This window comes from Sorangium sp. So ce1153, from assembly GCF_051521595.1.
Classification (GTDB): Bacteria; Myxococcota_A; Polyangia; order Polyangiales; family Polyangiaceae; genus Sorangium.
Genome location: NZ_CP150361.1, coordinates 13,760,326 through 13,775,944, shown reverse-complemented (window position 1 = coordinate 13,775,944; position 15,619 = coordinate 13,760,326). Strand labels below are relative to the sequence as shown.

Annotated in this window: 11 protein-coding genes and 1 pseudogene; 9 read left to right on the top strand and 3 right to left on the bottom strand. The window is 69.8% G+C overall.

Going from position 1 to position 15,619, the window contains the following annotated elements; all coding sequences use genetic code 11:
* Nucleotides 1-167 precede the first annotated feature (167 nt).
* The 8 genes from WME85_RS50145 to WME85_RS50110 all read left to right on the top strand — a co-directional run bounded on the left by WME85_RS50145 (nucleotide 168) and on the right by WME85_RS50110 (nucleotide 10,800).
* Nucleotides 168-1,247, top strand: coding sequence for a sulfate ABC transporter substrate-binding protein (locus WME85_RS50145; RefSeq protein WP_437832541.1), 1,080 nt, complete (start codon nucleotides 168-170; stop codon nucleotides 1,245-1,247).
* The gene (locus tag WME85_RS50140) at nucleotides 1,247-2,176 is read left to right on the top strand and encodes an ABC transporter permease (RefSeq protein ID WP_437832538.1); all 930 of its coding nucleotides are present in this window, start codon (nucleotides 1,247-1,249) and stop codon (nucleotides 2,174-2,176) included. Before WME85_RS50145 ends, WME85_RS50140 begins: the two co-directional genes overlap by 1 nt.
* 135 nt (nucleotides 2,177-2,311) lie before the next feature.
* Nucleotides 2,312-3,211, top strand: coding sequence for a sulfate ABC transporter permease subunit CysW (gene cysW / locus WME85_RS50135; protein ID WP_437832536.1), 900 nt, complete (start codon nucleotides 2,312-2,314; stop codon nucleotides 3,209-3,211).
* A 241-nt stretch (nucleotides 3,212-3,452) separates the two neighbouring features.
* On the top strand, nucleotides 3,453-5,822 hold the full coding sequence (locus WME85_RS50130; protein WP_437832533.1) for a type VI secretion system Vgr family protein: 2,370 nt from the start codon (nucleotides 3,453-3,455) through the stop codon (nucleotides 5,820-5,822).
* Nucleotides 5,823-5,880: 58 nt separating this feature from the next.
* Nucleotides 5,881-8,559 carry a DUF2169 domain-containing protein gene (locus tag WME85_RS50125; protein WP_437832530.1) on the top strand — a complete coding sequence of 893 codons (2,679 nt, stop codon included), beginning with the start codon at nucleotides 5,881-5,883 and terminating at the stop codon, nucleotides 8,557-8,559.
* Entirely contained in the window at nucleotides 8,556-9,626 is a 1,071-nt protein-coding gene (locus tag WME85_RS50120; RefSeq protein WP_437832527.1) for a pentapeptide repeat-containing protein, read from the top strand. The genes WME85_RS50125 and WME85_RS50120 overlap by 4 nt, the downstream gene beginning before the upstream one ends.
* 102 nt (nucleotides 9,627-9,728) lie before the next feature.
* A complete protein-coding gene (locus tag WME85_RS50115) occupies nucleotides 9,729-10,370 on the top strand; it encodes a DUF3540 domain-containing protein (RefSeq protein WP_437832525.1) in 642 nt (213 codons plus the stop codon).
* A gap of 28 nt (nucleotides 10,371-10,398) precedes the next feature.
* Nucleotides 10,399-10,800: a DUF4150 domain-containing protein gene (locus tag WME85_RS50110; RefSeq protein ID WP_437832522.1), complete on the top strand. Its 402-nt coding sequence runs from the start codon at nucleotides 10,399-10,401 to the stop codon at nucleotides 10,798-10,800.
* Nucleotides 10,801-10,894: 94 nt separating this feature from the next.
* Here the strand turns inward: WME85_RS50110 and WME85_RS50105 are convergent, their stop codons facing one another.
* A complete protein-coding gene (locus tag WME85_RS50105; RefSeq protein ID WP_437832520.1) occupies nucleotides 10,895-11,845 on the bottom strand; it encodes a hypothetical protein in 951 nt (316 codons plus the stop codon).
* Between the two features lie 85 nt (nucleotides 11,846-11,930).
* Here WME85_RS50105 and WME85_RS50100 point away from each other — a divergent pair.
* Nucleotides 11,931-12,200: pseudogene (locus WME85_RS50100) on the top strand (PAAR-like domain-containing protein); the annotation flags it as partial.
* A gap of 59 nt (nucleotides 12,201-12,259) precedes the next feature.
* Here the strand turns inward: WME85_RS50100 and WME85_RS50095 are convergent.
* Together WME85_RS50095 and WME85_RS50090 are read right to left on the bottom strand one after the other, a co-directional pair.
* Nucleotides 12,260-12,583 carry a hypothetical protein gene (locus WME85_RS50095; RefSeq protein WP_436623577.1) on the bottom strand — a complete coding sequence of 108 codons (324 nt, stop codon included), beginning with the start codon at nucleotides 12,581-12,583 and terminating at the stop codon, nucleotides 12,260-12,262.
* A gap of 282 nt (nucleotides 12,584-12,865) precedes the next feature.
* Complete coding sequence (locus tag WME85_RS50090) at nucleotides 12,866-15,532, bottom strand: DUF2169 domain-containing protein (RefSeq protein ID WP_437832517.1); 2,667 nt, start codon at nucleotides 15,530-15,532, stop codon at nucleotides 12,866-12,868.
* Between the last annotated feature and the right edge of the window lie 87 nt (nucleotides 15,533-15,619).

The following is a 15,619-nucleotide window of genomic DNA, read 5'->3' as shown; positions in this document are numbered from 1 at the left end:
GCCTGCGAGCCCGATGCCAGCCACCTCGATCTGCGAGCCCGACGACACGTCGGCCTGTGGTGCTGGGGCAGCAACACGTCCGGCGAGACGGGGACGCCGGTGAGCGACTCGCGACAAGGGCCTTGTCCGGCGGTAGAGTGGCCGCCTTTCCACCCGGAGATGAGACGATGAAGACGACCGCGCTCCGTTCCGCGCTCGCGCTGGCCTGCGGCGCGCTGCTCCTGGCCGCCACCGGGTGCGAGGAGAAGAAGACGACGACGGCCGCGCCCGAGGGGAGCGCGAGCGCGCCGGCCCAGGTCGCGAAGCTCTCGGTCGCTTCCTACGACCCCACGCGCGAGCTCTACCAGGAGCTCAATCCGGCGTTCGAGCGGTGGTACAAGCAGACGACCGGCAAGGACGTGGACGTGGAGACGGACCACGGCCCGTCGGGCAAGCAGGCGCGCGACATCGCGGCCGGCAAGGAGACCGACGTCGCGGCGCTCTCGGTCGACTTCGACATCGACACGATCGCCAAGGCGGGCCTGCTCCCCGCCGCCTGGCGCGAGCGCCTGCCGAACGGCTCGGTCCCGTACACGTCGGCCGTGATCTTCATGGTCCGCAAGGGCAACCCGAAGCAGGTGAAGACCTGGGAGGACCTCGCGCGGCCCGAGGTCGTGTCGCTGTGCCCGGATCCGAAGACCGGCGGCGGGGCGCGGTGGATCTACCTCTCGACGTGGGCGCACGCCGCGCGCAAGGCGAAGGCCGAGGGCCGGACGGACGCGGAGGCCGAGGCCGCGGCGCGCGAGTTCACGGCGAAGGTCTACGACGACGCCATCCTCGACCCGGCCATGCGCGGCTCGTCGACCCGCTTCATCCTGCAGCGCACGGGCGACGTCCTCTTCGGCTGGGAGAACGAGATCCTCCAGATCGCCGCCGACCCGGCCACCGCGGACCAGTTCGAGGTCGTCCTGCCCTCGGACTCGATCACGATCGAGGTCCCCCTCGCGGTCGTCGACAAGGTCGCCGAGCGGCACGGGGTCAAGGAGATCGCCGAGGCGTACGTGAAGTTCCACTTCTCCGACGAGGGGCAGGAGCTCATCGCGAAGCGCTACAACCGCCCGTACAGCGAGGCGATCGCGAAGAAGCACGCCGAGCGTCTCAAGCCGCTGACGCTGTTCCGGTTCAAGGACCATTTCACCGACTGGCCGACGGTGATGAGCGTCCATTTCGGCCAGGGGGCCGAGCTCGACAAGATGCGGAAGAAGTGATGTCGCGCCGCGCGCGCGTGCTCCCCGGGCTCTCGCTCTCCCTGGGGGTCGCGGTGCTCTACCTGAGCCTCGTGGTCCTCTTGCCGCTCTCCGCGCTGTTCCTCAAGACGGCGGAGCTCGGGTGGGAGCGGTTTTATCGGATCGTCACGAGCAGCTGGGTCGCCTCGGCGGTCCGCTTCACGCTGGGCGCCTCGCTCGTGGCCGCGCTCCTCAACGTCGTCGTCGGGCTGCTCATCGCGTGGGTGCTCGGCCGGTACACCTTCCCGTTCGCCCGCGTGCTCGACGCGGTGATCGACCTGCCCTTCGCGCTCCCCACGGCCGTGGCGGGCATCGCGCTCTCCACGCTCTACGCCGACACCGGTTTGCTCGGCGGGGCGCTCTCCAGCGTGGGATTCCGGTATCCGTGGCCCTCGTGGCGAGGGTTCGAGCACGGGGGGTGGCGCGAATGGCGCGAATGGCCGATCGAGTGGACGGTGTACGACAGGATCTCGCTGGCGCCGCTCGGGGTGGTCGTCGCGATGGCGTTCGTGGGGCTGCCGTTCGTGGTGCGCACGGTGCAGCCGGTGATCGAGGACCTGAGCCGGGACGTCGAGGAGGCCGCGGCGACGCTCGGCGCGAGCCGCCTGCGGATCTTCCGCGCCGTCGTGCTGCCCGAGCTCGCGCCGGCGCTCCTGACGGGGTTCGCGCTGGCGCTCGCGCGCGGCCTCGGCGAGTACGGGTCGGTGATCTTCATCTCGGGCAACCGCCCCGACACCGAGATCGCGTCCCAGGTGATCATCAAGATGATCGAGGTGAACGAGACAGGCACCTACGCCGACGCCACCGCCGTCGCGGTCCTGCTGCTCGGGGCGTCGTTCGCGCTCCTGCTCTTGATCAACCTGCTCCAGCGCGCCGCCGCGCGCGCCCGCTCGGACGGCGCTGCCGGCTGACCGCGCCATGACGACCCGCGGCCCATCGACCCAAGGCGCGAGATACAGCCCCATGACGACCCGCGGCCCGTCGACCCGAGGCGCGAGATACAGCCCCATGACGACCCGCGGCCCGTCGACCCGAGGCGCACGTTGATGCCCGCGCGCCCCCGCGCCGGCAGGGCGGACGCCGCGGGGGGGCGGGGCGCGCGCCGGGCGCTGATCGGCCTCTGCGTGCTGCTCGTCGGCGTGTTCCTCGTGCTCCCGCTCGGGGTGGTGTTCTGGCACGCCTTCAGCGAGGGGCTGCGCGCCTATGGACAGGCGGTCTTCGACCGCGCGACCTTCCGCGCCGTGGAGCTCACGCTCCTCACCACGGCCATCGCGGTGCCGCTCAACACGCTCTTCGGCCTCGCGGCGGCGTGGGCGGTCACCAAGTTCGAATTCCGCGGCAAGAGCCTGCTCGTCACGCTGATCGACCTGCCTTTCTCGATCTCGCCCGTGGTCGCCGGCCTCTGCTTCGTCCTGCTGTTCGGGGCGAGCGGGCTCTTCGGCGCCTTCGTCAACAGGACTTACGAAGTGAGCCTCGGGTTCACGAGCCTCGACGTCTCGACGAGGATCATCTTCGCCTTGCCTGGCATCGTGCTGGCGACGGTGTTCATCACCTTCCCGTTCGTCGCGCGCGAGCTCATCCCGCTGATGCAGGCCCAGGGAACGGAGGAGGAGCAGGTCGCCCGCGTGCTCGGCGCGAACGGGTGGCAGATCTTCTGGCGTGTGACGCTGCCCAACATCCGCTGGGGGCTCCTTTACGGGGTGATCCTGTGCACCGCCCGGGCGATGGGGGAGTTCGGCGCTGTCTACGTGGTCTCGGCAGGCTCTTCCGATCAGGTGACGCTGCCGCTCCACGTGGAGCGCGTCTACTACGCGAACATGGTCCGGGTCGTGCCCGCGTTCGCGGTCGCCAGCCTGCTCGCCGGCGTGTCGGTGATCACGCTCGCGGTGAAGGCGGCGGTGGAGTGGCGGTTCAAGGGCGAGCTGAAGAAGAAGGACGGCGGGTAACGGCGGGTAACGGCGGGTAACAGCCGGGGAGAAGCCACGTCCGCTCGACACCGGCCCTCATCGATCGAGACGCGCGGCGCGACGGCGTCGTGCGGGGGGCAGCCGCGATCTTGGCCGCGGGGCGCGCTGCCGTTGTAGCGTCGGCTGTCGTGACATCGTCCGCGCGCGGCCGCTGAACGGAGCGGGCTCGCGGGTGAACCACAATTTCGCGGGGGAATCCATGAGCGCGGACGTTCTTGCCATGCATTGCGCAGCCTTGCCGACCGCCCGGGCCATCGGCCTCAAGGGCACCGAGGCGCTGTGCCGTCCGTTCGAGTTCGACGTCCTGTTCACCGTGCCGGCGGGCACCGACGTCCGCGCCGCGGTCACCGCGCCGGCGACGCTCACGCTCCAGCGCGGGGGCGACCTGCCGCCGATGTGCTGGCACGGCGTGTTCGTGCGCCTCCGGCTGATACGCGAGCTGGCCGACCGCGCGCTCTACCAGGGCTCGCTCGTGCCCAGACTCTGGCTCCAGCGCCACTCGGTGCGCAGCTTCGTCCACACGAAGAGCAAGATCGACGCCTTCCTGACGAAGACGCTCACCCACGGCGGCCTCTCGGCGAGCGACTTCCGCTTCAGCGTCGACACGGAGCGCTATCCGGAGGAGGAGTTCGTCTGCCAGTACCGGGAGAGCCACCTCGACTTCACCCATCGCTGGCTCGAGCGCGAGGGGCTCTATTACCACTTCGAGCACCCGGTCGGCGATGAGAGCGCCGAGGTGATGGTCATCATCGACAGCAAGGATCAGCACGAGCCGCTGAGCGGGGACGGCCGGGTTCGTTATCACCCGACATCGGGCGACGACGTGACGGCGGGCGAGTGCTTCCGCGAGCTGCACATCGACCTCAGCTCGCTGCCGGCCGCGGTGCGCATCAACGATTACAACTACGCGAACCCGGCGGCGCCCGTGTCGGGGGAGCACGCCGTGTCCAGGACCGGTCGCGGCGAGGTCCGCGAGTACGGCTACCGCGTCTTCACGCAGGACGAGGCGACACGGCTGGCCCAGGTCAAGGCGGAGTCGATCGCGTGCCGCGAGCTCACCCTGCACGCGACCGGCAACGCCACGGGGCTGCGGGCCGGCTACGTCTTCCAGCTGGAGGACGGCCCTTCGGACATGCCCGTCCGCTACCTCGCCGTCGAGGTGCGGCACGCGGCCGCGCTCACGGGCGGCTCGCTCGATATAACGCGCTTCACGGGGATGGAGGTGAACGAGACGTACCGCGTCGAGGTCGTCGCGATCCCGGCCGACGTGCAGTTCAGGGCGGCCCAGTCGACGCCGTGGCCGCGCATCTACGGCTTCGAGAACGGCGTCGTCGACGGCCCGAGCGACAGCCAGTATGCGCAGATCGACGACCAGGGCCGCTATCTGGTCCGGTTCAGCTTCGACGCGAGCGACCTGCCCGACGGCTCCACGTCGACCTACCTGCGCATGATGCAGCCGCACGGCGGCACGATCGAGGGCTGGCACTTCCCGCTGCGCAAGGGGACGGAGATCATGGTGTCGTTCCAGGGCGGGGACCCGGACCGCCCGGTCATCGCCGGCGTGGTGCCGAACGCTCACCGGCCGAGCACGGTCACGAGCCGCAACCTGACGCAGAACGTGCTGCGCACGGGCGGCAGCAACCACATGGTCGTCGAGGACCTCGAGGGCAAGCAGCACATCGACCTGTTCACCCCGGTCGGCGGCACGAACCTCCACATGGGCGGCCCCACCCGTCAGGCCTTCGTCGTGCCGCCGCTGACGCCGGACGCGAACCCCACGATCCAGGCCGTCGACTGCATGTTTTACGTCTACACGGACGGTAACGCGGGGTTCAACGTGTGCGGAGAATGGTGGCAGAACGTCGGCGGGAAGTACTACCTCGACGTCAGCGACAACGCGACCATCCATTACGTCGGCATTCACACGCTCAACGTGGATGGGGACTCGAACGAGTTCTACAACACCTGCCAGAACGTCACGGTCCACTCGGGGCGCAAGGACACGGTCCAGGCGGGCGGAATGGAGCAAGATATTCACGGCGGCTTCACCCAGACCATCGAGCCCGGCGGCAAGCAGGAGGTGACGGGCGGCTGGGTGCACAAGGTCAGCGCGCAGAACCACGACGACTACGGCTCGTGGAAGACCGATGTCAAGGAGGGGTGGACGGCGGACATCAAAGGCGCGTGGTCACACGTCGTGAAGGGCAACATCACGGTCAACAGCACGGAAGGGACAATCCATGTGAAGAGCCCGACCAAGATCACGCTCGAGGCGCAGGAGGTGAAGATCGAGGCGCCCATCAAGGTGTACAAGCACACCAACCTGCTCATCGAGACGTTCTTCTTCAAGGAGTCGCTCGGCCTCCAGAAGTGGGACAACACGGCCCTCAATAAGGCGATCAACCTGGTGAAGCTCGAGGCCACGGCCTTCGCGACATCCAGGATAGGAATGAAAGCAGACTACGCTGGCATCAAGCTCGACCATGTCGGCATCGCGAGCAGGAAGACCGGGGCCGGCCATAACGTCTCCGCGTTCACCACGAAGCAGGCGGCCGTATCGATCGGCACGTTCGGGCTAAAAAAGATATGAGGGTCGAAAGCTCCCTGCTCAACGCCGCTCCGAGGCGCGCAACGAGCGATGACTCGCCATGAAGATCATCAAACCCATGAAGCTGCCGGTGCTCCACCGCGTGCTCGAAGCGGGGCGGAGGCCTTTTTTTCACCTCGGCGCCATGCTCGCGTTTCCGCTGGCGACGCCGCGAGCGCTGCTCGACGAGCTCACGTTCTGGGCGGCGATCTCCGCTCAGCTCGGCGCGCAGGGGGTCGTGGACGAGGGCATTGCGAAGGCGCGCGGCGAGCTGCTCGTGTGCGGCAGCTTCTTCGCACCCGAGGGCAAGCCGATCGCCGCGTCGTACGTGCGCGCGCGGCTCGGTCCCGTCGACAAGCGCCTCGCGATCGTCGGCGATCGCACCTGGCAGGGCGGCACGCCGACCCCGCCTGAACCGATCGCGGAGCTGCCCGTCGACTGGGCGCACGCGTTCGGCGGCCCGAAGTACGACAGGAACCCGTACGGCAAGGGCGCCGAGCCCGTCGAGGTGGCCGGGCGTACCGTTCGACCGCTGCCGAACATCGAACATTATGGGCACGGGGCCATGATGCGCGCGCCGTCGGAGCGGCATGAGCCGGCGGGTTTTCTGCCGATGGACATCACGTTCGCGCAGCGCAGGAAACGAGCCGGCACCTACGGCAACGACTGGTTAGAGCAGCACTTCCCCGGCTTGCCGCCCGATGCGGACCCGACGTTCTTCAACGTGGCCCCCGAGGATCAATGGGTTGACGGCTTCTTTCGCGGAGACGAGGAGCTGTCCGTCGAGAACATGCACCCGAGCGAGCCGCGCATCGACGGCCGGCTTCCCGGGCTCGTGGCGCGGAGCTTCGTCACGCAGAGGACGAAGGACGGCGAGCGCTTCGTCGAGATCCCCTTGCGATGCGACACCGTGTGGCTGTTTCCCTCCGCCGGGCTCGGTGTCGTCATCTTTCACGGCACGCTCCGGGTAGACGAGGACGACGCGGCGGACATCATTCACCTCGTGTGCGCGTGCGAGGATCCGGCGTCGCGCCGCCCGGTCGAGCACTACCAGAGCGTCCTCGCGCGCCGGCTCGACAAGGACAAAGGCGCGCTTGCAAGCATCTCCGACGGCGATCTGATGCCTCCGCGCGGGTCAGGCGTCGCGGCCAACATCGGGCTCGGTGACATGGACGTGGGCCGATGGCTGAAAGGGGATAGCCTGGCCTTGAAGAACGCCCGCCGCGGCCAGGAGCGGCAGTTCGCCGAGGTGCGGGCGCGCCTCGCGGCCGAGGGCATCGACCCGAACGACCACGGCGCTGCAGAGCTGCCACCCGTGGAGGAGCCGCCGCCGCTCGACGACCTCGACGCGCTCGCCGCGTTCATGGAGCGACAGGAACAGCGAGGGGCGCTGGAGCTCGAGAGCCTCGAAACGAAGCGAGCGGAGGCGCTCGACGAGCTCCGGAAGCGCTACGCCGAGATGGGGCAAGACTACGACGCGCTCATGGCAGAGGCGGAGAGGTCGGCCGGCGGCCCTCCCGCGTTCTCGGCGGCCGCCCACCTGGAGGCGCTGCGGTCGATGGCCGATGAGGCGCGCGACAGCGGGCATGTGCTGGAGGAGCTCGAGCAGGCGCTGGCTGACCCGCGGTACCGTGCCGCGACGGAGGAACAGGAGGAGCGGCTGCGCGCCATGTACAGGAGCTTCGCGCACCTTCAGCCGGCAGCGGCGGCGATGCATCCCGACGCTTCGGAGCGAGCGCGCATCGTGATCGCGCTCGCGAAAGAGTCGAACGAGAGCCTCGCGAACCGCGACTTCACCGGGGCGAACCTCGGGGGAATGTTCATGTCCGGCGTCGATCTATCCGGCGCCTTTCTGGAGGCGGCTGACCTGTCCGGCTGCGATCTTTCCGGCGCCAACCTTGCGGGCGCCGTACTCGCCCGGGCGAACCTGCGCGGCGCCAACCTGCGCGGGGCCCGGCTCTCCGGCGCTAACCTCGGCAGCGCCATGCTGCACGACGCGGTCCTCGACGGCGCCGATCTGACGGACGTCACGCTGAGCCGCGCCGAGCTCGCCGGAGCGCGCTTCGCAGGAGCGGACCTCACCGGCGCCGACTGGGCGGAGGTGGTGGTCAGCGCGGTCGATCTGTCGGGCGCCAAGATGAGCCAGTGCAACCTGCTGAGAGCGGATCTGCGCGGTGCGAGCTTCGTGGGGGCAGATCTGTCGGAGGCGACCCTCATCGAGTGCGCCCTTGACGGCGCGGATTTCTCACGCGCGATGCTGTTGAAGGCAACGTTCGTCACCTGCAAGGGTGAAGATGCGTCATTCCACGATGCGCACTTCCGCCAGGGTGTCGTGGTGCACGGCTCGGCCTTCCGCACGGCCGATTTCCGGGACGCCGACATGGAGAAGGCGAACCTGCGGGGAACGGCGCTGCAGGGCGCCCGCTTCGACCGGGCCAATCTCCGGGGCGCCGACCTGTCCGAGTGCGACGCGTCGGGCGCGAGCCTCCAGCGCGCGGCGTTGAACGGCGGACTGCTCATCCGGACAAACCTCACGAACGCGTCACTTCCTGGCGCCAACATGATGGACGCGCTTGCCTCCAAGGCCCGCCTTGCCGGCGCGAACTTCACCGGGGCGAATCTGTTTCGCGCCGACCTCTCCCGTGTCGTGGGCGACGCACGGACCACGTTCGCGGAGGCGGAGCTCGGTCACGTACGCGTGCTGCCGAAGGCGGATTTGCCGCCGCGGAGCAGCTCATGAATCGGGAGGAGCTCGTCGACAAGATCCGCCACGGAGAGCCGGTGCGCGGCGAGGCCCTATCGCACCTCGAGCTCGCCGGCATGGACCTCTCGGGCGCGCTGTTCGAGGACGTGCGGTTCCCGAGCTCGCTCGGGGCGGCGCTCCTCAACGAGTCCGTCTTTATCGGCTGCGATCTCGCCGGCAGTGACCTGCGCGGCGCCGATCTGCATCTCGCCACCTTCATACGCTCGACGCTCGACGGCGCGTGCCTCGACCGGGCGAGGCTCGTCGCGACGAGCTTCACGGAGTGCGCCGCGGCCGGCGCGTCGTTCGCGACGACAGAGGCGCCGCTCGCGGGCTGGGTGAAGACCTCGCTCAAGGGCGCGTCGTTCGCCGGCGCGAACCTCGACCGAACGAACTTCCTCGATGTCGACGCTGACCGGGCGAGTTTCGCTGGAGCAAACCTCGAGAAGGCGACGCTGTACCAGGCCGACCTCCGCACGGCGGATCTCACGGCCGCGAATCTCTCGCTGACCACGCTGATCGAGGCCAAGCTCGGGCCAAAGAGCTTCGCGGGCTCAAAGCTGTTCAGGACCCAGTTCATGAAGAGCGACCTTGCAGGCGCGAGCTTTGCGGGCGCAGACTGCACGCAGTGCAACTTCATGGCCGCTGACCTGAGCGAGGCGACGTTCGAACGCGCGCATGGGCCGCAGTGCTTCTTCGGTCAAGCGAGGCTGACGCGGGCGCGCCTCGTCAACGGTCACTTCTCGCAGGCGGTGTTCGAGAAAGCGGAGCTCGCCGGAGCGAACCTCTCGGGCGCCGTTCTCGAAGAGGCATATTTCGGATATGCGCTCGCGCCCGGGGCGTGGTTCGTGGGCACGCAGCTCCGGGAAGCGGATTTTTCGCACGCCGACCTGTCGGACGCTGACTTTTCGGAAGCTAGCCTCTACCGTGCCAGGTTTCATCTCGCGAGACGCTCGGGAGCCTCGCTCCCGCGGCAGGCAGGCTGGCTCGGCGACGACGAAGCGCTGGCCCAAGTGGAGCTATGGCAGCCCAGGCACGGAGCGCCGCGGGAGGACAAAGCATAGATTGCCGAACGTAGCCGGCGAAAGCTCGGCGAGTACGCCGGAAGACAGCGGTTCGCGGAGGACATCCGCGGCGCGAAACACCAGACGAGGGGTCTAGCGGTCATGACAGCAGCAAAGAAGCTCGCGAACAGCGGGGCGTGCCTCGAAGCAGGGCGCGTCGAGCGGGTTGGCGCGACGATCGAGGTGCGCCTCTTCCAGAGTAAGTACCAGGCGCAGCGCGCCAAGAGCTGCCTCGTCGCCCCCGAGACGGGCGACAAGGTCCTTTGCGCCATCGAGCCGGAGGGGGTCTATGTACTGGCCGTGCTCGACGGCCGCGAGGGCGCGCCGACCAAGCTCGCGACCGATGGCGATCTCGAGGTGCAGGCGCGTGGCGGACGTATCGCCGTCTGTGCCTCGGAGCGCGTCGACATCGTGGGCGCGCGCGAGGTGGCCATGACGGGGGCCGAGGTGCACGTCCGCGCGAAGAGGGGCTCCATCGCCATAGAGGAGCTCGGCTTCTTCGGGAGGCTCTTGCAGGCCGAGGTGACGAAGGTCGCGCTCGTGGCGCAGGAGGCTGACACCATGCTCACGCGCTGGACGCAGCGCGCCAAGCGCGTGTTCCGCTTCATCGAGGAGCTCGATCAGACGCGCGCAGGAACCATCGATCTACGCGCGCAGAGCCTGGTCGGCATCCGGGCCGAGAACGCGATCATCTCGGCCCGTGTCCTCGCCAAGGTGGACGGCGAGCAGATCCACCTCGGCTGACCGCTGCGCGAAGAGAGGAGCTTCCGATATGCTTGCAAAGACGAGCGCGGGCGGCATGTGCCTGGCGTTTCCGGACGTGTGCCTCACGCCGGCCCCGCCCGCACCGGCCCCGGTCCCGATCCCGTATCCGAACATCGCCCTGGAGCCCACCGACGTGGGATTCGTCCCTAACGTCCTCATGACATGCGCGCCGGCGCACACCATGGCCACGATGCCCTTGCTCACGAACGGCGATAACGCTGGCCTGGCGACCGGCGTCGCCTCCGGCACCGTCATGGGGCCTGCGCGCACCGTGACTGCCGCCTTCACGGTGATCGTGGGCGGCATGCCCCTGGCGCGGCTCACCAGCATGACGATCCAGAACAACACCAACGCCCCCGGCGCCAAGATCGTGCCCAGCGTGACCAACGTGCTCGTCCTGGCGCCCTGAGCGCGACGCTAGCACGCGAGGTCCCGCGCTGGCGGACGCGCCGAGTCCGTCATGGGGGTTCAGCGTCGAGCGAGACGCGTGAGCTCCAGCTCGGCTAACGGGTCCACAGGACGGCGGCGGACAAGGCGAGCGCTACCTGAATCGACAGGATCATCAGGATGGCATAGGCGTAAGGCGCGCGTTCGTGTGAGCTCGAACGCCCCCGGATGCGTCTCGAAACGACACGGGCGACCGCGAGCCCCGCGAGGAGCCCCGCCGAGAGGCCCAGCGGGATTGGCGTGAAGCACCCGTCGAGCGAGAGCAGCACGGTCGCCCCGGGATTGGCCTCGAAATCGCAACGCGCGCCCGCTGCAAGGAAATAGGCTGGCGTACCGAGTACGAGGAGGACGAAGCAGAGAATGCCGCCTATGCGAAGCAGCGTGCGCTCCGCGTCCGCCGGCCGCGGCTCGGACGAGCGCGCGACATGAGGGACATTGCGCACGATCGCGACGAAGGCGTCGAGCATACGCGCGGCGCAGCCGGGCCTCTGGTGCGATTCCGTGAAGGCCTGGAGGTGAGCGCAGATCTCGCCCTCGTCGTCGTCGATGACGATGCTCGAAAACCCCTCGGCGAGGAGCGCTCGCACGCTCGCGCGTAGCTCGGGTGATCCGAGCACACGCTGGACGACGTGGGAATGGCTCGGAGAGTCGATGTAGACCTCGCGATCAAACGGCGGGTCGCCGGTCTGGACCTCGACCGCGACGTCGGTGGCCTTCGCCGCGCGGTGGTCGGACGTCTCGGGTCGCAGCTCGATGTTCATCGGCCGGATGGCGGAGAGCGGTGCTCCGGCGTTCGAGCGATAGGTAGCCTGGGCGCCGTCGGGGGGTGACTGCTCGCCGAGCGCGTACGGTGCTCTAAGCCTGAGGAACTCCTGCACGGAATAGGTCACGCGGAGCGGATACCCGCCGATGTGGAAGTCGAAATGGGCAGGCCATTCGGTTTCCTTGGGTACGCCAGCGAGATCGCGAAACTGCCGCGCAAGCTCGAGTTCTGCGTCGCTATTCATGGTGTCATCTCCTGCCGTGAGTATCGTATCATGGGGCCGAGGAGCTCGATCCGGGCAAGCACGGCGCGGCGGATTCTCGCCCGGGTTCCCGACCCGCGTGCTGCTCACGTGCGCCCCGGCGCACGACATGTCCTCGCAGCCGCCGATGACGAACGGCGACAACGCCGGCGTGGCGATGGGCGTCGCCTCGGGGACGGTGATGGGGCCGGCGCGCACGGTGACCGCCGCGTTCACCGTGGTCGTCGGGGGCATGCCCCTCGCGCGGCTCACCAGCATCACCGTGCAGAACAGCACGAACGCGCCAGGCGCCAAGGTCGTGCCCAGCGCGACCAACGTGATTGTCCTGGCGCCCTGAGCGCGCTTCGCGGGCCAGGCGACCGCGCGCGCCTGGCGCCGTCGTCCAGCCCGCGACGGTCACCGGTACGGCGTGCCGGCCGGCCCCCCATCGAGGTAGTGGACCCTGGCGCCCGGCTGCGACGCGAGCTGGGCGAGCGCCTGGTTCGCGTCGCGCGCGTACCACTCGGTGAAGCCGCAGAGCGCGCAGATCCATGTCTCGAAGAACCCCGCCTTGACGAGCGCGGTCGCCGCGCCCATGGGCTCCGTGTTGCCGGTCAGGACGTACTGGGACGTCACGTGCAGCGGGTTCGTCTTCGAGTACTCGCTGTCGGGCTGCTCCACCCTCTGCACGACCCACAGCTTCCTGGACTGGCACTTGGGGCACTGACGGGAGTTCTTCACGGTGATGGTCTCCTTGGGCCGGCCGAGCGTAACACCTGGGCTCGCGGCACATCATCGAGATCGGCTGAAGGACGTACCCAGGGTGTCTCTGCACAGCCCTGAGGTACGTGGAGCATGCGAGCGACAATGACCCCGATCCTGGATCGGGGCAGCCAGCGCACCAGCTCAGCTCGCGGTCACCGGGAGGTCAGGCCTCGAGGGTGCCAGCGTAAAGCTCGCGGCTTGCGCGTGCCAGACGCGTCGCGGACTCGCGCTGGCGGGGAGCGCTCTGCCGTCGATCGCTCACGGACGCCGGATATCCTCCGGGCTCGCCGGCGCCGCCTCATCGATGTCCTTCACCTTCGCGCCCGCGAGCTTCGCCCTTCGCCGCGCGGCCCCGTGCAGGTTCGCGCGTTCCAGGTCGGCGCCCCGAAGATCGGTCAGCTCGAGCCGCGCGTGCGCGAGCACCGCAGACGCGAGGCGGGCGTTGCGAAATGAGGCGCCGCCGAGATCGGCGCGATCGAACCGCGCCGACGTGAAATCGCCTCGCTCGGCCTTCGTCCCGCGCAGATTGGCATCGACGAAGGAAGCGCCCGCGAAGCGCGCTTCCTCCAGGTCGGCCCCCTCGAGGTTGGTCGCGCAGAGGGTCGCTCCATCGCCGCGCGCGCGCGCGAGCCTCGCTCGCTGGAGGTTGGCCCCCGACAGCGCGGCGCCGCGGAGGTCGGCCCCCTCGAGCACCGCCTCGACGAGCTCGGCGCGGTCGGCGCGCGCGTTCGTGAGGACGGCGCGGGACAGGTCGGCGCCGCGGAGATCCGCCTCCTCGAGGATCGCCTCGACCAGCGTGGCGCCCGTGAAGCGCGCGCCGCGGAGCTTCGCGCCCCGGAGCGCGCATCGCGCGAGCGAGCGCCCGCTGAAGTCGAGCCCCACCAGGTCGCCGCCCGACAGGTCCTCTCCGTCGAGATCGCGGCCCTCGGCGAGCATCGCCTCGGCATGCTTTCGCGCCTCCAGCCCGGCGAGCGCCTGGCCCGGCGCAGGCGGCGCCATGGCTGCGGGCGACCCCACCTCGACCGGCCGGCTCACCCGCTCCGGCGGGACCACCTCGACCGGCGTCCGCGGCGCCGCTTCGGTGGCCAGACTCACCCTCTCCGGCGGGATCACCTCGGCCCGCGGCCCCGGCGCCGCCTCGACCGCCGGGCTCACCCGCTCCGGCGGGACCGCCGCCGCATGCTGAGGGAACGGTCCCTCGCTCGATGCCCCTCGCGGCCCGAGCGTCGTCTCTCGCGAGTCCTGCCTCGGAGCGGCCGCGAGATGCGGCTCCGGCGGCGGCTCCGAGGCCACAGCGGCCCGCACGGGCTGTTGCCGGTGGTCCACCAGCGTGAGGTCGTCCAGCGTGAGGTCGTCCAGCGTGAGGTCATCCTGCACCTGGCGCGGGTCGGCGGGGCGGACGAGCGGGGGCGCGGGCACGGGGCTCCACGGCGCGCCCGGGATGGGGGGCTCCCCGCGCGACGCGCCCGTCCCCGGCGCTGCGAGCGGGAACCGCGCCCGCTCTGCCCCGACCTGCGCGAGCATGCCTTCAGGGATGGGCATCCGCTGGCCCAGCGGTCCCGTGATGCCTCCGCTCACGGAGAGATCGGGCTCGGCCCGTGGAGCGGCAGGCGCACCGCCGAAGGGGAGCACCGGCATTTCAACCATCTTGACAGGGCCGGTCCTTCCCAGCGCGGATGACGCCGCGCCGCGTCCCGAGAGAGACGCGGCCGGCGCCGTGTTCTGGTGAGTCACCTGCTCCTGGAGGTGCACCACGGCGCCGGTGCGCGGCGCGCCGGCCGCCGGGCCCGCCGCTTCCCCTGCCCTGCCACGCGCATGGCCAGAAAGAGCGATATCGCCCAGATCCGGCCAAGGTATGGTCACGGTGGACGTCTCGACGCCCGCGAAAAGGCGGATATCCCGGATGACATCCTGGCTCTCGATCGCGAAGTTGCCGCGCCACACGAGCGAGGCGATCTGCCGATCGGTGTCGATGAGGAGCATGTCGGCGCTGAGCGAGATCTCCTGCGGTCCGCTCGCGCCCGCGGCGCTGACCCGGTGGCGGCGCACGCGCGCGCGCGCCGAGGGGAGGCGCGTCTGGACGCGCGCTCGCCCGGCGTTCAGGTTATCCATGACGATCCACTCGTCACCTTGCAGGAAGGGAATCTGCTGATCGAACGGCGCCGGGTCGAGGGCGCGAAAGTCGAAATCATCAGGGATCTCGAGCACCTGCGCGCTCTCCGCGCTCGCCGCGGCTGCCGGGTCCGCGCCTGGCGAGCCGGGCTGCGCGGAGAGCCGCGTCGCGCGTGGCTCGACGCCGCCGAAGAGCCGTCTCCGCAACGGCCAGTGAGGTGCGATGGGCCCGAAGGCCGCCGGCCGGTGAGGGCTCACAGGATTGACCAGGTTCGGGCGCGTCCGGCCGGAGTACACCGCTGGACGCGGCGCATCGGCGCGCGCGCCGTCGCTCGCGTCGGAGAGGCCGACCGGGTTCCACGGGAAGCTGGATCCGCCCCGCGCGCGCTCGTACACGAGCGGCATTGTCTGGAACGGTCCGGGCGTGTCGCTCCCGGGCGCCACGTCGCCGAAGACGTGGATCGTCTTGTCGAGCAGCGGCACGTCACGGAAGAGCGCGAGGCGCGCCGAGAGCGCCGCCACCGGCGCGCCGCGCGGCGCATGGGCGTGGCCGGTGAGCACGACGCCGGCGCCGGGGAGATACGGCGCTGTCTCGCTCGCGGCGCGCAGGCTGCGCGAGGGGTCCTCGTCGTGGTGGCGATCCTCGCGCTCGATGGGCTCGGGCGCCAGCAGCGCCGCGTCGCCGTCGGCGCTCAGCGCGAAGGTCGCCTTCACGACGACGGTGACACGCAGGAGACCACCCGCGCGCCACAGGACCGCGCCGCACGACACCGGATTCAGGGCGACGACGTCCACCGGCCAGCTCGAGCGCATGCGCCCGATGCTACCGGCGCGCGGTCCCGGACGGGCAGGGAGAAGGAAGACGCCGCGGAGGCGACGACCGCATCCATGGATCCCGGC

What these genes read in the sequence shown, in the direction of transcription:
- WME85_RS50145 (WP_437832541.1), top strand. Translation starts at nt 168, where the DNA reads ATGAAGACGACCGCGCTCCGTTCCGCGCTCGCGCTGGCCTGCGGCGCG.
- WME85_RS50140 (WP_437832538.1), top strand. Translation starts at nt 1,247, where the DNA reads ATGTCGCGCCGCGCGCGCGTGCTCCCCGGGCTCTCGCTCTCCCTGGGG.
- cysW (WP_437832536.1), top strand. Translation starts at nt 2,312, where the DNA reads ATGCCCGCGCGCCCCCGCGCCGGCAGGGCGGACGCCGCGGGGGGGCGG.
- WME85_RS50130 (WP_437832533.1), top strand. Translation starts at nt 3,453, where the DNA reads ATGCATTGCGCAGCCTTGCCGACCGCCCGGGCCATCGGCCTCAAGGGC.
- WME85_RS50125 (WP_437832530.1), top strand. Translation starts at nt 5,881, where the DNA reads ATGAAGATCATCAAACCCATGAAGCTGCCGGTGCTCCACCGCGTGCTC.
- WME85_RS50120 (WP_437832527.1), top strand. Translation starts at nt 8,556, where the DNA reads ATGAATCGGGAGGAGCTCGTCGACAAGATCCGCCACGGAGAGCCGGTG.
- WME85_RS50115 (WP_437832525.1), top strand. Translation starts at nt 9,729, where the DNA reads ATGACAGCAGCAAAGAAGCTCGCGAACAGCGGGGCGTGCCTCGAAGCA.
- WME85_RS50110 (WP_437832522.1), top strand. Translation starts at nt 10,399, where the DNA reads ATGCTTGCAAAGACGAGCGCGGGCGGCATGTGCCTGGCGTTTCCGGAC.
- WME85_RS50105 (WP_437832520.1), bottom strand. Translation starts at nt 11,845, where the DNA reads ATGAATAGCGACGCAGAACTCGAGCTTGCGCGGCAGTTTCGCGATCTC.
- WME85_RS50090 (WP_437832517.1), bottom strand. Translation starts at nt 15,532, where the DNA reads ATGCGCTCGAGCTGGCCGGTGGACGTCGTCGCCCTGAATCCGGTGTCG.